Here is a 13,719-nt window from a genome sequence, read left to right as displayed (position 1 = left end):
AAGGGCAAGCACCAGCTACCGATGGGACGGGCCCAGGGTCCGGCGCCGGAAGTTCGAACGCGAACTCAGGTAAGACCGCCGGAACGTTGGCCCCTGTACCCGGCCCCTGCAGAAACGGAATCGCTGTCCTCCTGGCTGCGGCGGATTGCCGCCAGCTACGGTATGTACTCCTTCGAGCTGCTCGAACACGGCCTCGGTCACCGGGAACTCCGAGACCGCGAGCTGGATCTGGACCCGCCGACGCATCTGCTGGAAGAGCTCGCCAGGTGCACCTGCCTGGACCACCACCGCGTGAGCGCCATGACCACGGCCGGATGAGTGCCATGGCTCTTCGACAGCCTCGTCCCTGCCCTCGGCGCCCATGAAACGTATGTGCAATTGCCGGTAACGGCCAGCTGCCCGGTACACGGGCGCTGGCTCGAACCCTATGAAAGGCATCCGGCTGATTACATTCTGTGGATAAGCCCCGCCCATGACCAGCGTGCCGTTCCGGAGTCGTTGTCCCTCATGGACCGGCGCACCTGGCAGACGATAATGACCGGTTCCGTTGACCTGCCCGGTATCCGGTTCACGCCGGCATCTGGTTCCGGCTGCTGCGGACCCTCCTGGACGAATTCACCACCGCCCAAGGTGGATATTGCCGGCAACTGGACGACGTCCGTCGTGTCCATGGGCAAGCCAGGAACCAAGGTCAGCGACCTCTGCACCGAACTCGGCATCACCTGCCAGACGCTGTACAGGCACGTGTCACCGGTGGGCGGGCTCCGCGCCCACGGCGAAAAGCTGCTGTCGCGATGGATGCCGGGTGTCCCCCTCATCGTAAACGCCGGTGACCGGCAGCTGCCGTCATGTATTGGAGAGGCCCTGCCGGTATCCGAGGTCCGGAACAACGAGGACCGGCCGGGCCCGATGGCTGATCAGGACCGCGCCGACCGATCCGGGTTACTGCCCGCGTCCCATGACAAGACCACGATCTCCCGTCCGGGCGCATGGGGTGCGGTCTCCTAAAACGTGGACAGCGGATGAGCCCACGGCTGGTGCACGGCTGTACTGTTAACTGCTAAGGCGGTGCCTCAGGAATCCCGATATGCCCTTTTGGGGCAGGAGGCCAGTATGAGCGGATTGGTTTTGGCGGAGTCCGGAATATCGGCTCCCGGAATTTACCTCGGGTTGGGAAGTTTCCTGATCCAGTTTGGGAACCTGATCGTCATCGTGCTGATGATTATTCTGTTTGTGGGTGCCTTGTTCCTCCCGTTCCCCCGCGGAAAAGACCGGAAATGACGGCCGACGGCGATCCCGGTACCGGGATTGAAGCGGAGCCACGGTTCTCGACCTGGACGGGTAAAGCCCGGGGCTGGATGCTGCACCGTCTTCCACCCGACAAACTCCTGCCGGAGGATCAGCCCAGCTACGTCGCGTCCTGGATCTATGTGTTTGGCATGGGCGCGATCGCAGCCCTGGTCTACATCATTGTCTCCGGTTGCGTTCTGGCCCTGAACGGCCCAGCTTGGTATCACGTTTCGGGTCTTGGTCATTTCATCAACAGCACTCACCTGTGGAGTGTTGAGTTGTTCTTCATGTTCATGGTGATCCACCTCTGGGGCAAGTACTGGATGGCGGCCTGGCGGGGCGGCCGCGTACTGACCTGGATCACCGGAATGATAGCGTTCGTCGTTTCCATCGTTACGGCGTTCACCGGCTACCTGCTGCAAACCAATTTTGACTCGCAGTGGATTGCCTTCCAGGCCAAGGACGCCCTGAATGCCGTCGGGGTCGGGGCTTGGTTCAACGTCGCCAACCTGGGTCAGATCCTGATGTGGCACATCACCCTTCTTCCCCTGGCGGTGGCAGGCGTCGTCGCCCTGCACGTCCTGCTGGTTCGGATGCACGGCGTGGTGCCCCCGCTGGAGGCAGCCGCAACCGACGCGCAACTCCAGCAGGATCTTCCGGACTCCGCAGCCGGGGAGGGGAAACACCTATGAGCAGGAAACCCGATCCGATGTCCTGGCGCAAGCGGGACGATATTGCCAGCAGGCCGTGGCGTGGCAGGGCGCGAGAATACGACCTGTTCAAGGAACTTACAGTCGGCGTCGTCGTCGTCGGGCTGCTCGTGCTTGGGCTCTCGGCCGTCCTCAGCTCCCCGGACGATCCCAGCGTCACCCTCAAATCGTGGGCGAGCGCAGCGCCGTCGGATTTCGTTGCCACTGCGACCGCGGAACTGGGCGGAACCAGCGATACTGCCGGCTACGGGCCCCCTTACAACACCACAGCGGACGCATCCCAAAAGCTTGGCCCGATAGATCTTCAGACCTTCTCGGGCGTCCGCATTCCTGTCGATACCGCCAACGATTTCGTCATCAACCCGCTGAAGTCACTACCCGCACCGTCGACTGCGGTTTCCGAGTGGGCCGTCGGAACCGACAAACAGCACACGGACTGGACCGCGGCATACAGTGACGCCCTTTCGAAAGCTCCGGATAACGACCCCGCCCAAGTTGGCCGCGGCGACTACGGGCCCGTCCCGGCGCTCACGGGAGCCCTGCTCACCATGGCTCAGCAAGGAGCCCTCGACGGTGTACTTCAGGCAAACGGTTCCTTCTACAGCACCGACTACACTCCCAGTATCCTGTTCCTCGGTGACGGAACTTATTTCCCCGGTCTAGCCGACACCGCTCACCTCACCGGTGACCAGTGGGGCATGATGAACGAAACCGGTAACTATCCAGGCCAGTCCTGGCTCTGGCTATTCTCCTTTCTGTATCAGGTGGAACCCGTCAAATCCTCACCCAACGCAGACATACTCGTCGTCTCCATCATGGTGCTGCTCACCCTCCTGCTGACCTTTGTCCCCTTCATCCCAGGACTGAGGTCACTGCCCCGCCGCATACCAATACACCGGCTGATCTGGAAGGACTACTACCGGCGGCGATAACCCGCCGATGAAGGGAAGCACCCGCGGACGGCTCTGGCCACCGGAGGAAAGGCACCCAAAGCCAGCCACACCACCCTCGAATCCGAGCTACTCAAACATCTCGAACTCATCCAGCACCACGGCAAAGACCGGGTCGCACAACTATGCGACCCCGCCGGTTACCTCGGCAACGCCGGTGACATGACCCAATACGTTATCTCCGCCAGAACCCGCTAAGAGTCCCAGACGACGTATTCACAGCCCCCGGAAGCAAGAGGAAGCGGCGCTGCGGATGAGCTACTGCGACACGCAGCCGCTAGCGCCGCTGGTCGCGGCGCCACGGTAGTCCGGTGGGTCTCCGCCGCCGCCGAGAACACAACTGCCCGGCGTGTGTACGATGCCAAGGCAGTAGCAGCACCGTCGGTGACATACATACGGACACGGAATCGAGGTGCAGACGACTTCTGACATTTTTGTGCAGACGACTTCGAAAAATGACACAATCGGGCGATCGCCGAGCGCCTGTTCCTTTCCGAGCGCACTGTCGAGAATCATGCGGCCAACACTTTGCACAAGCTGGGCTTCGGATCGCGGTCGGCGATTGCCCTCTGGTATCTAACCGATGGTGAGGCCGGTTAGCTCATACAGCGCGTGCCGGCGGATCGCTAGTCGCCCCGGGGGAGAAGTTCGGCGGAGATCTGCCGGGCGGCGGCGAGGATTTCGTCTTCGCTCGCATTCAGGTCTCCGGCAGCCATCCCCACCATGTTGATCACGACCAGCGACAACCGGGCCCGCAGTTGGTCCGCCACGCTGGCATTCGGCGGGGTAAGAATCTCGAACAGTCGTTTCAGCTGAGCCGACATCCCCGATTTGTCAGGGGAAATCTCCCGCATGGCCACGTGATTGGCACTGATGAAACGAAACATCCGCAATCCCTGGTCCTGCATGATGTCGGCCCATCTGGACAGCACTTCCCGCCGCAGTACGGGACCTGGTTCCTGCTCCTCGGCCCACTGAATCAGTTCTGAGGTCTGGGCGAGCATCGTCTCAATCAGGGCGCGGACAATGTCTTCCTTGCTGGCGAAGTGGTAGTACAAGGCAGCCTTGGTGATATTGAGCTGCTCGGCGATCTCTCGCATTGACGTTGCCTCATAGCCGTGTTCGGCAAATAGCCGGAGCGCCACCGTTTGTATTTGTGCTCGGGTGCCCCCCGCTTTGCGTGTTGCCGCCCCGCCCATCATGTCCCTCGCACTTTCCTTGGTCTGGCCCGTCCGCTTGCTAACTGACCGGCCGGTAAGTACTATACTAACCGAGCGGTAAGGCAAATATGATTCTAGTCCCGAGGACTACGGAAACCGAACCGGAATGTCCCTCTCCGCCGCACGTTGCGGAGGACGCCCACCGCAACGGCGACAACTTAAATTCAGGAGAAAGAACCCGATGACCGAGTTACCGACTGTTGCGCCATCCGTGGCAGCAGCGAATAAACGCAACATCCTGCTCGTCTTTGCCGGGCTGATGGTGACGATGCTGCTGGCATCATTGGACCAGACAATCTTCAGCACTGCCCTGCCCACCATCGTCGGCGAGCTGAACGGCGTTGACCACATGCTGTGGGTCACGACGGCCTACATCCTGGCGTCGACGATCATGCTGCCGATTTACGGCAAGCTCGGGGATCTCATCGGACGCAAGGGCTTATTCCTCGGGGCCATCGCCCTCTTCATCATCGGTTCAATCGTCGGCGGTCTGTCCCAGGATATGACCTGGCTCATCATCGGGCGCAGCGTCCAGGGCCTCGGTGGCGGCGGTCTGATGATCCTCTCCCAAGCCATCATCGCCGACGTCGTGCCGGCCCGCGAACGCGGCAAGTACATGGGCATCATGGGCGGCGTCTTTGCCCTCTCCTCCGTCGCCGGACCGCTGCTCGGTGGTTGGTTCACCGAAGGAATCGGCTGGCGCTGGGCCTTCTGGATGAACATTCCGCTGGGCCTTCTTGCCATCGCTTCCGCGATGTTCTTCCTCCGCTTGCCCGAGGTTGCGAAGGGGAAGCCGCGCCTGGACGTTGGCGGCATGATGCTTCTGGCGATCGCGTCGACCTGCCTCGTGCTGGTCACCACCTGGGGCGGAACAACCTATGACTGGAATTCTCCGGTCATCATCGCGTTGATCGTCGGCACCGTTGTCACAGCCGTGGCCTTTGTGCTGTTGGAGCGGCGCGCCGCCGAGCCGATCATGCCGCTGCACCTTTTCAAGGACCGCAACTTCAACCTCACCACCGGGGCCGGCCTGATCATCGGAATCGCAATGTTCGGTGCCCTGGCCTACCTGCCGACCTACCTGCAGATGGTGACAGGAGCCAATGCCACCGAGGCCGGTTTCCTGATGATCCCCCTGATGGCGGCGCTGCTGGTCACCTCCATCATCTCCGGGCAACTGGTGAGTAAGACGGGTCGCTATAAGTGGCTGCCGCTGGTGGGTACGTTCATTGTCGCGGTTGCCCTTGTTCTGCTCTCCACGATGACCTCGACGCTGGCCTTGTGGGTGCTCTGCAGCTACCTGGCCGTGATGGGCGTCGGCCTCGGCATGAGCATGCAGATCCTTATCCTCATCGTGCAGAACTCGTTCCCGATCTCCCAGGTCGGTACGGCAACCGCGTCCAACAACTACTTCCGGCAGATCGGCGCCTCGCTGGGATCCGCCGTTGTCGGAAGCCTCTTCGTTGCCAAGCTGACGCAGCTGCTCAGCGACCGCATGCCCGGTGCGGCGTCCGGTGCGGCAAGCGCCAGCAACTCCTTGACGCCGGCTATTGTCAGGGACCTGCCCGCGGCGGTCCGGGACGTAATTGTCGGCGCGTACAACGATGCGTTGACCCCGGTGTTCCTCTATATGGTCCCGCTCGTTCTCATCGCCGTCGTCCTGCTGTGTTTCGTCAAGGAAATCCCGTTGGCCACCACGATCGAACGTGACATCCTGCCGGAATCGCTGGAAATTGACGGGATGACCAACAACCGCCTGGACGACCCGGCCGAACGGGGTGCGGGACCGGAGGCACTCTCCGGCAGCCACGGCCGCTGAACGGCCTGGCCGGAAGGAACGGACGGGATATTACGCGACCGTGCCGGGGGCGCCTGATCCCCATGCCGACCCGACGTCAGCCCGGCTCATCGCCCGGGCGCGGAGCCGGTGTTCACGCGCTCCCGTCGTCGGTCGGCGCAGCGGCGCATGCCTCTCGCCACAATTCGGCCATGATCTGTTCGGCCGGCTCGGCTCGGCAGGCGGCGAATCCCACGCCCGCCCAGAGCGCCAGGCCGTCCGCGTCCCCTACCGCCGCCGCGGCCGCACGAAGGGGACGTGTCAACTGGTTGACCTCGGGATACGCCGCGGGCGCCTGGCCATCGTGCGCTCGGATGAAGCGGTTGGTGAGTCCGCGGGCAAAGCGGCCGGAGAAAGCCCGGGTCAGCGTGGTACCGGTGTACCGTCCGGAGACGAGAGCGTCCTTGTGGGTTTGCTGGGCCCCGGACTCGGGGCTGCGCAGCAGCAGGGTGCCTAGCTGGACGGCCGCCGCCCCCTGTCCCAGCAGTCCGGTGATGTTCGCCGCGGACCGCACACCGCCGGCGGCAATCAGCGGCAAGGTGGTGAGCCGGCGGAGGTCCGTCAGCAGGGCGCCAAGACTGTCGCTGCCCGGCGATTTCTCCGCTGTGTGGGTGCCCCGGTGCCCGCCGCCATCGGGGCCCTGGACGCAGAGGCTGTCCGCCCCGCAACGCACCGCGGCGCGGGCCTCGGCAGCGTCCGTCACCGTCACCGTCACGTGCATCCCCACTCGGTGCAGGCGTTCGACGACATCCGGTTCCGGGGTGCCAAAGGTGAAACTGACCAGGGGTAGCGGGTGCGCGACGACGTAATCGACTTTCGCGGCATAGGCATCGGTGTCCGACGGATCAGGCTCCGGCAGGGAGACGCCGTACCGGTCCGCTTCCTCCTGCAGGATGCGGCGGTAGCCGGCCACGAGCGCGGCCCGATCCAATGAGGAACCGTTGCCAACCGGCCCTGGCGGCGCCGGGACGAAGAGGTTGATTCCTAGCCGGTTGTCCGATAGCCCACGGGTAATTTCGAGCTCCTCTGCCATCGCGGGGACCGTTTTGTAGCCCGCGGCGAGGATGCCGAGGCCCCCCGCCGCGGCGGCCGCTGCAACGAGCCCGGGAGTCGATGGCCCGCCGGCCATGGGGGCGGCGATCAGAGGCATCCGCAGATCGGAGTACATAAACATATGACTTCCTTACGTCGTGGTTTCGGACGGACGAGCACCCTTAGAGCAGGGCCGCCAACCCCAGCCCTCCAGCCCCTGCTGCCACGGCCAGCGCCATTGTGCCCAGTCCGTTGACGACGGCGAACCAGATGCGGCCGCCCTGGATCAGCCGCACGGTCTCGAAGCTGGCGGTGCTGAATGTCGTGTATCCGCCCAGGAATCCGGTGCCGGCGATGAGCTGAAAATCCGTTGGCGCCTGATGGCCCAGGACCAGTCCGGCCACAAGGCCCAGGGCCAGCGAACCGGTCAGATTGATGGCGATGGTGCCCAGCGGAATGGCGGTACGGAAGCGGGAGCGGATCAGTCCGTCCAGCAGGAACCGGGTGCCGGCGCCGAGGCCCCCGGCGAGGGCAAGCAGCACGACCGTCACGCCGGACCGCCGCCCGCGCTCCGGTGCAACAGCGCGCCGGCCCAGATTCCGGCGGTCGTGGCCGCCAGCCCGCCGACCAGGCTCAGGCCCAGATAGAGAGCCGCACCGGAGATCCTGCCGTTGGAGAGCAGCACATTGGCATCCAGGACCAGAGAACTGTAGGTGGTGAAGGCGCCCATGCATCCGGTGCCCACCAGCAGCCGGATGATCCGCAGCGCGCCCTGGTCCGGTCCGCGCCGCACCAGGTTTTCCAGCAGCAGTCCCAGCAATAAGGCACCGCAAAGGTTGATCAGCAGCGTCGGCAGCGGCCACCCCGCCGGCGCCGGAAGCACGGTCCCCAGACCGTACCGTGCCAGTGTCCCACCGATCCCGCCGGCAATTACCAGCAGAATATGGCCAAGGTGCAGATGAACCGGGCGCGCAGGACGCGCCGCAACGGCCTCCGGATCCTCAATCCAAGGCTGCAGCGCCGGAGGCGTATGCGCCGGTTCCGTCACCGCTCTCGCCTCGCCCCGCCGGGCGCCAGCGGAACCACCAGCACCGGGCAATGCTGGCGGTGCGTCAAATGTACGGCCACGGACCCGGTCAGGAGGTCCTCCAGTCGCGCGCCGATGCCGTGCTCCCGGGTGCCGACGACGATCATGGTTGCCTGCAGACTGGCTGCCAGCACGCCCAGTGCCCGTGCCGGGTCCCCGGAAAGCAGCTGCAGTGACCACACGACCGGGCTGGACGCCAGCACCTGGCCCAGGCGATCGGTCAACTCCGCCGGAATTTCCACGCCGCCGTCGTCAATAGTGTCTGGATCGATGGGCCTGACACCGGCCGGTGCTCCCCCGCGGCCGGTCACGGGGTAGGAGGCCACATCCACGTAAGCGCAGACCAATTCAACACCGAGCCGGACGGCAAGTGCCGCAGCGTTAAGGATGACGGCGGCCGGCTGGCCGGGCATCATGCCCACCAATACCGGCCCGGCCCCTCCGGTGACACCCGACGTGTCGGACAGCTCTGCGGACCGATGGGCCCAATGATGGCGGGGCTGTTGGTCGCTCACACCCACGACTCACCCACCTCTGTTGATCAAGGCAGGAACCATCAGCCAACCGGCGGTTCGAACCGGGCACGCCGGCTCCGGCGGGATCCATCACCGGATCACGACTTTACCGCCAAGCCCCAGCCTGCGCCAGCGCCGGATTTGCGCTGTCAGCGCCAGCGCCGGATTTGCGCTGCTGGCGGTGGACGGAGCCCTGCCCGTAGGCATGTTCCCGGCAGCACCGGTGGACGGAGCCCTGCCCGTAGGCATGTTCCCGGCAGCACAAGACAGGACTACGCTGGCGCCATGACGGAAATTCCAGACCCCCGCGCCCCGGACGGCAGCGAACAGGAACCCAGCGAGAACGCCCGGGCCCGGGATTCGCCCGCCGTCGACTTCTCCCGATCGATTGATCCGGACATCGTGGAACCTGACGAGTATGCAGCGCCCGACAGCTAAGAGCGGGACCCCGACAGCCGATAGAAGTCCGGGGGTCGACACCCCGCGGGCATCCATCCGCAACTGGATAGCTGGGCGAAAAAAATATAGCAAGTACCCTTGCCAATTAGGGGTGCTGCCGGTTTAAGCTAGGAACTGGCAGGTTCTCTACGGAACCTTTCGCTGCAGCAAGCCATCGGGAGAATTCATGCTGGACTTCCTCACATCCAGGCCGGTGACGGCATGGCGCGCCTTCTCGGGGCCAGTGTTTCGGATGCCCGTGTTCTTGAGGTACGCGCTCGTCAGCTCCGCTGCCCTTCCCGCGTCGAGCGCGGCAGGCGTCGTCGTCGTCCTTCATCCACTGGATTGCCAGCAGCACCGGCAAGGCGGCCGGAAATACCCGAACGTTCCCACCGGGACGCCCATGGGCGTCCCCGGCCGCGGACGGGGGCCGGATCTGTTGCGCACAATTCATCAGCACCATCAATGGAAAGCGAGAACATCATGATCAGCACAGAAAATCTCACCGGCCTGGCCGAAAGCGGCGGAGACGTCCTCACCTCGAACGGGGACAAAATTGGATCCATCGGGCAAATCTATGTCGACGACGAAACAGGACAGCCGAACTGGGTCACCGCCAAGACCGGGCTCTTCGGCACTTCCGAATCCTTTGTGCCGCTGGACGACGCCTCTGCCCGGGGAAACGACATTGTGGTGCCGTACAGCAAGGACAAGGTCAAGGATGCTCCCCGGGTCGATCCCGACGGACACCTGTCCGAGGAAGAGCAGGACGAGCTGTACAGATATTACGAGCTGGCAGCCGGCGGATCGGGTTACGTCGAGGGGACCGGGACCGGCGCCGCTGGACGTGACACATCCGGTCCTAGTACGGACGACGCCATGACCCGATCCGAGGAGCAGCTTCGGGTCGGCACGGAACAACGGGAGACCGGCCGCGCCAGGCTCCGCAAGTACATCGTCACCGAAAACGTCACCAAAACCGTGCCCGTCAGCCGTGAAGAGGTCAGGATCGAGAGGGAGCCCATAACCGAGGCCAACCGCGGCGATGCTCTAGGCGGACCCGACCTTACCGAAGACGAGCATCAGGTCACGTTGCACGAGGAGCGTCCGGTGGTGGAGAAGGAAACGGTCCCCGTCGAACGCGTCCGTCTGGGCACCGAAACCGTCTCCGGCGAAGAGACCGTCAATGAGGAAGTCCGCAAGGAAAAGATCGAGACTGAAGGTGTCGATGATGCGGACTCGGGCGGCCGGAACCGGCCGTGAGCAGCAGCATCAATGACGGGGACGAGGCCCCGGACCGCTCCCGCGGTCCGGGGCCGCGGAACCGTCCGTCAGAGGCGGACCGGTCCCAGGCCCGTGGCACCGGCCGGGATGACCGCACCGGCCGGGATGACCGCACGGGCCGGGGCGATCGGCTCGGACGGGACGGCGTCGTCGGCCGGAGCGACGCCGTAAGCCGGGAAGGTGCCGTGGCCCGCGAAAAGGAGCGTTATGGCGGGATCAAGGTCGGATCGGCGTTTTTCGGCTGGCTGACGGCAACCGGAACGGCGGTGTTATTGACGGCGTTGGCCGCCGCAGCGGGCACCGCCGTCGGCGTGGCGACGAATTCCGACGCAGCCCAGGCACTCGACAAGGCGTCGAAGAATCCGCAAACCGTCGGGATCGTCGGCATCATCATATTGCTGGTCATCCTATTCGTCGCGTACTACTGCGGCGGCTACGTTGCCGGCCGAATGGCCCGGTTCAACGGCCCAAAGCAGGGACTGATGGTCTGGATCTGGGCGGTGATTGTCGCCGTCTTGGTGGCCATCCTGGGACTCGTTGCAGGAAACCAGTTCAATATCCTGGCCAGCCTCAACAGCTTCCCGCGGATCCCGGTTGACGAAGGGCAGCTCACGGGCGCCGGCATTATCGCGCTGGTGGTCGTCGCCGTCGTCAGCCTTGGTGCCGCCATGCTGGGAGGGCTTGCGGGAATGCATTTTCACCGCAAAGTAGACAAGGCCGGCTTCGCCCCGCTGGAACACTAACCAACATAACCCCAACATAACCGCAAAAACGCACACTACCGCAAGAACCTACCGGCTTTTGGAAAGGACGGCTGGCGCATGAGCACTTACCACCCGGAAAAGGACCCGGCGAACCCGGACAAACCGGGAACGGAACATCCGGCCGCGCAGAAGAATGGAGACCCCGGTGCCTCGGCAAACCCCGATCCGGTCAACGGCCATATCACCGGCCTGGAGCCCGGCGGCGGGGTCCCGCCGGGCGAGACACCGCCGGCGGCAGACCAAATGAGCATGGATCAGGGCCACGACGAATAGAGCGATTCTGCTTCCCCAGGCACACTAGTGCCGCCCTGCCAGCAGCTCCCACCCTGCACGCCGTGTGGGTGGGAGCTGCCGACAGGAACGGGACGCCGTGGTTCACAGCCGTGGACTACATCTGCATGTCAATCAGCTCGAATATCTCCAGGCGGAACCTGCCGTTGCCCTCGGCGAGGAACGGATGGTCCTGGGTGAAGTTCTTGGCAGCTTCGAGGCTCTCCGCCTCGACAATGCTGTATCCCGTCACATCAGACGACGGGGCCGCCGTGGAGCCGTCGTCGACGACGGCGGCGCCGTCGGCGAACGGATTTCCGGCGTCCACCAAGGCCGGACCGACGCGGCTCATCCATGCTCCCCAGGCCTCCGTCTGCGCGGCAGACTGCTCCGGGGTGAACTGATCCATGGGTGTGGCCGGACCCTTGTACAGGTAAATGAACTTGCTCATGACATTCCCTTCCGATTGTTTGATTCCAAGGTGGTTGATTCCAAGATGGTCTTGAGTTGCTTCAGGTCCTTCTGCATAGCTAAACGCATCATCAAGGCCAGGAAGGGGGCAAGGATGCGTGAAAACCCCCTCGGCTCCCCTTATTGCGCAGGGTCATCCGTGTTGTGCGGTCATCCAAGGCCGTCCACGTGTAGGTGGTCCGCATCGGAAAAGGACCCTCCGCCGTACGCATCACCAGCTTTTCCCTAGGGACCAGCTCGGTGATGCGGTAAACGTAATCCAGGTCCCGGCCCAGGAATCTGGCTGTGAAGGCAACTTCGGAACCCACCTGCAGCTGTTTCGCCATCCGCCATTGCGCCGAGGCAATGTTCTGGTACCACCGCGGAGCGTTGTCCCGGTCCGCGGCGTAGCCCGCCACCTCGGGGCACGGCCGGTCAATCACGGTTTCGGTCTGGACATCAACCACTGCGCGCTCCGCACGAGGCCGAAACCTGCCGGCCGGTGAAGGCGATCAGGCGGTCCAGGCTGGCGGCGGACTCGTCAACGACGGTGGCCTCGGAGAAGCTACCGCTGGCACGCTGCTGGAGGCTGATGGTGATCCGGGCCAGGCCCAGCACATAGTCGGAGAGCACGGGCGCCACGTCGATGGTCTGACCGGTGGCGACGGCCAGGTCCCAGGCGTGAACCAGGAATTCAATGTTCAGGATGCTGGCCACGATAGTCGCGGGCAGCTCGGCGAAGCCCATCTCGATGGTGCCCTGCAGACCACGGCGGGTGAAGGCTTCCAGCGTGACCTGCGCGGCGTCGGCGATCCGCACCTCCGCCGACGACGGCCTGTTGGCTGCTCCTGCCGATGTCCCGTTTGCCGCGGCCGACGACGGCGCTGCTCCTTCAGCGACAGCGGCGCCGAGGGCGCGTCCAATGCCGGCGACAGAACCGAACAGATGGTCCACCAGTCCCGCAACCGTAAAGTCGCTGCACGGGGTCGGCTTGGACAAATCCGCCTCCGTCAACGAGTGCAGCACCCGCTGCACGATGGCCAGCGCTGCCTCGGCGCTATTGAGTTCGTTGAGCGGGTCGGGTACCGCAGACCACTCGTCCGCGCCGGCGTCGCCGGTGGTTCCGAATGCGACCAGCCGGCCCAGGAAATGGTTCCAGCCCTCGGCATGGTCGGCGGCCTGCTCACCCGTGAGACCGTCATGGACCAGCCTAAGGTTAGTGCCGCCGTCGGCCGCGTCCAGCGTGATCGAGACGGTGGACGCTCCCGGCGGCAGGTCCGCCGAACCCTCCCAGCCCCAGCTGAAGACGATGTGCCGGCCCGGTTCGATCTCCGAGAACGTTCCCGCGGCCGAGTGGCCGGGCACGATGGTCCAGCGGTACTCCCCGGCGACCCGCAGGTCCAGACGCGCACTGACTGTCTTCCAGCGGCGGAGGCGTTCCGGCTGGGTGATGAGCTCGAAGACGGCGTCGGGGTCCAGGGGCAGGAATACGGTCTTATCGAAGGCCATCGGAATCTCCTTGCAGCGTTTGTTGATGGAAGTGGGCCGCATCGTCGACGAGCTGGTCGAGCTCGGTGGTCCAGAACTGGTCGATGACACGCCGGAGCCGACTCATCCCGCCCTCCTCCAGCCGGTAGAGCCTGTTGCGGCCGTCCTTTCTGGCCGTCACCAGGCCTGCCTCCGCCAGCAGCAGCAGGTGCTGCGAGATGGCCGAGCGGCTCACGGGAAACGCAGCGCTCAGCTGGGTCACGGTCTGTTCGCCGCGGGCCAGCAGTTGGAGCAATCGTCGTCTGTTCGGTTCGGCTGCCACCTCCAGCAGGTCAAGCATATGGAATAGGTTAGCAGCCACTAACGCATTCGGCAAGGGCCCGC

General features: G+C 64.3%; 20 protein-coding genes, 1 pseudogene and 1 riboswitch. Of the genes and pseudogenes, 12 read left to right on the top strand and 9 right to left on the bottom strand.

The annotated features are described in order from the left end of the window. The first annotated feature begins 21 nt into the window (after positions 1–21). The 7 genes and pseudogenes from QMG52_RS04255 (at position 22) to QMG52_RS04230 (ending at position 3,550) form a co-directional block, all read left to right on the top strand. Positions 22–318: a TniQ family protein gene (locus tag QMG52_RS04255; protein WP_283559186.1), complete on the top strand. Its 297-nt coding sequence runs from the start codon at positions 22–24 to the stop codon at positions 316–318. Further along, the gene (locus tag QMG52_RS22115; RefSeq protein WP_502920444.1) at positions 319–1,008 is read left to right on the top strand and encodes a hypothetical protein; all 690 of its coding nucleotides are present in this window, start codon (positions 319–321) and stop codon (positions 1,006–1,008) included. It abuts the gene before it with no gap. A gap of 105 nt (positions 1,009–1,113) precedes the next feature. After that, complete coding sequence (locus tag QMG52_RS04245; protein ID WP_283559185.1) at positions 1,114–1,281, top strand: hypothetical protein; 168 nt, start codon at positions 1,114–1,116, stop codon at positions 1,279–1,281. Next, positions 1,278–1,982: a cytochrome b N-terminal domain-containing protein gene (locus tag QMG52_RS04240; protein ID WP_283559184.1), complete on the top strand. Its 705-nt coding sequence runs from the start codon at positions 1,278–1,280 to the stop codon at positions 1,980–1,982. The genes QMG52_RS04245 and QMG52_RS04240 overlap by 4 nt, the downstream gene beginning before the upstream one ends. Then, positions 1,979–2,932 carry a hypothetical protein gene (locus tag QMG52_RS04235; RefSeq protein ID WP_283559183.1) on the top strand — a complete coding sequence of 318 codons (954 nt, stop codon included), beginning with the start codon at positions 1,979–1,981 and terminating at the stop codon, positions 2,930–2,932. The genes QMG52_RS04240 and QMG52_RS04235 overlap by 4 nt, the downstream gene beginning before the upstream one ends. Positions 2,933–3,187: 255 nt before the next feature. Then, positions 3,188–3,379 (top strand): annotated as a pseudogene (locus tag QMG52_RS22110) (hypothetical protein); the annotation flags it as partial. Positions 3,380–3,421: 42 nt separating this feature from the next. Beyond that, complete coding sequence (locus QMG52_RS04230) at positions 3,422–3,550, top strand: LuxR C-terminal-related transcriptional regulator (RefSeq protein ID WP_283559244.1); 129 nt, start codon at positions 3,422–3,424, stop codon at positions 3,548–3,550. Positions 3,551–3,576: 26 nt separating this feature from the next. On the opposite strand, the gene QMG52_RS04225 is transcribed toward QMG52_RS04230, so the two are convergent. After that, positions 3,577–4,149, bottom strand: coding sequence for a TetR/AcrR family transcriptional regulator (locus tag QMG52_RS04225; protein ID WP_283559243.1), 573 nt, complete (start codon positions 4,147–4,149; stop codon positions 3,577–3,579). A 202-nt stretch (positions 4,150–4,351) separates the two neighbouring features. Here QMG52_RS04225 and QMG52_RS04220 point away from each other — a divergent pair, with 202 nt between their 5' ends. Next, on the top strand, positions 4,352–5,989 hold the full coding sequence (locus tag QMG52_RS04220) for an MDR family MFS transporter (RefSeq protein WP_283559182.1): 1,638 nt from the start codon (positions 4,352–4,354) through the stop codon (positions 5,987–5,989). A gap of 112 nt (positions 5,990–6,101) precedes the next feature. On the opposite strand, the gene QMG52_RS04215 is transcribed toward QMG52_RS04220, so the two are convergent. The 4 genes from QMG52_RS04215 to QMG52_RS04200 are packed head-to-tail and all read right to left on the bottom strand — an operon-like array spanning position 6,102 to position 8,641. Next, positions 6,102–7,181, bottom strand: a complete 1,080-nt coding sequence (locus tag QMG52_RS04215; RefSeq protein WP_283559181.1) for a nitronate monooxygenase — start codon at positions 7,179–7,181, stop codon at positions 6,102–6,104. 40 nt (positions 7,182–7,221) lie between these two features. Continuing rightward, positions 7,222–7,590, bottom strand: a complete 369-nt coding sequence (gene crcB / locus QMG52_RS04210) for a fluoride efflux transporter CrcB (RefSeq protein WP_283559180.1) — start codon at positions 7,588–7,590, stop codon at positions 7,222–7,224. Further along, positions 7,587–8,087, bottom strand: coding sequence for a fluoride efflux transporter FluC (locus tag QMG52_RS04205; protein ID WP_283559179.1), 501 nt, complete (start codon positions 8,085–8,087; stop codon positions 7,587–7,589). The genes crcB and QMG52_RS04205 overlap by 4 nt, the downstream gene beginning before the upstream one ends. Further along, a complete protein-coding gene (locus QMG52_RS04200; RefSeq protein WP_283559178.1) occupies positions 8,084–8,641 on the bottom strand; it encodes a universal stress protein in 558 nt (185 codons plus the stop codon). The genes QMG52_RS04205 and QMG52_RS04200 overlap by 4 nt, the downstream gene beginning before the upstream one ends. Positions 8,642–8,666: 25 nt before the next feature. Further along, positions 8,667–8,745: riboswitch (Fluoride riboswitch) on the bottom strand. A gap of 181 nt (positions 8,746–8,926) precedes the next feature. Here QMG52_RS04200 and QMG52_RS04195 point away from each other — a divergent pair. The 4 genes from QMG52_RS04195 (at position 8,927) to QMG52_RS04180 (ending at position 11,400) form a co-directional block, all read left to right on the top strand. Continuing rightward, complete coding sequence (locus QMG52_RS04195; protein ID WP_283559177.1) at positions 8,927–9,079, top strand: hypothetical protein; 153 nt, start codon at positions 8,927–8,929, stop codon at positions 9,077–9,079. A gap of 483 nt (positions 9,080–9,562) precedes the next feature. Further along, positions 9,563–10,342 (top strand): DUF2382 domain-containing protein, encoded by a 780-nt coding sequence (locus tag QMG52_RS04190; protein ID WP_283559176.1) that lies wholly within the window; start codon positions 9,563–9,565, stop codon positions 10,340–10,342. Next, on the top strand, positions 10,339–11,106 hold the full coding sequence (locus QMG52_RS04185; protein ID WP_283559175.1) for a hypothetical protein: 768 nt from the start codon (positions 10,339–10,341) through the stop codon (positions 11,104–11,106). Before QMG52_RS04190 ends, QMG52_RS04185 begins: the two co-directional genes overlap by 4 nt. A 78-nt stretch (positions 11,107–11,184) precedes the next feature. After that, positions 11,185–11,400 (top strand): DUF6480 family protein, encoded by a 216-nt coding sequence (locus tag QMG52_RS04180; protein WP_283559174.1) that lies wholly within the window; start codon positions 11,185–11,187, stop codon positions 11,398–11,400. A gap of 115 nt (positions 11,401–11,515) precedes the next feature. Here QMG52_RS04180 and QMG52_RS04175 read toward each other — a convergent pair whose 3' ends face one another. The 4 genes from QMG52_RS04175 to QMG52_RS04160 all read right to left on the bottom strand — a co-directional run bounded on the left by QMG52_RS04175 (position 11,516) and on the right by QMG52_RS04160 (position 13,696). Then, positions 11,516–11,848, bottom strand: coding sequence for a YciI family protein (locus tag QMG52_RS04175; RefSeq protein ID WP_283559173.1), 333 nt, complete (start codon positions 11,846–11,848; stop codon positions 11,516–11,518). Between the two features lie 91 nt (positions 11,849–11,939). Then, the gene (locus QMG52_RS04170; RefSeq protein ID WP_283559172.1) at positions 11,940–12,314 is read right to left on the bottom strand and encodes an SRPBCC family protein; all 375 of its coding nucleotides are present in this window, start codon (positions 12,312–12,314) and stop codon (positions 11,940–11,942) included. Beyond that, positions 12,307–13,356 (bottom strand): TIGR03086 family metal-binding protein, encoded by a 1,050-nt coding sequence (locus QMG52_RS04165; protein WP_283559171.1) that lies wholly within the window; start codon positions 13,354–13,356, stop codon positions 12,307–12,309. The genes QMG52_RS04170 and QMG52_RS04165 overlap by 8 nt, the downstream gene beginning before the upstream one ends. Further along, positions 13,343–13,696 carry an ArsR/SmtB family transcription factor gene (locus QMG52_RS04160; RefSeq protein WP_283559170.1) on the bottom strand — a complete coding sequence of 118 codons (354 nt, stop codon included), beginning with the start codon at positions 13,694–13,696 and terminating at the stop codon, positions 13,343–13,345. The genes QMG52_RS04165 and QMG52_RS04160 overlap by 14 nt, the downstream gene beginning before the upstream one ends. Positions 13,697–13,719: the final 23 nt, after the last annotated feature.

Origin of the sequence: Paenarthrobacter sp. PH39-S1 (assembly GCF_030063245.1) — a bacterium.
In the GTDB taxonomy this organism is placed as follows: domain Bacteria; phylum Actinomycetota; class Actinomycetes; order Actinomycetales; family Micrococcaceae; genus Arthrobacter_M.
The sequence above is the reverse complement of the archived record's forward strand: the minus strand, read 5'-3'. Positions and strand labels throughout refer to the sequence as shown.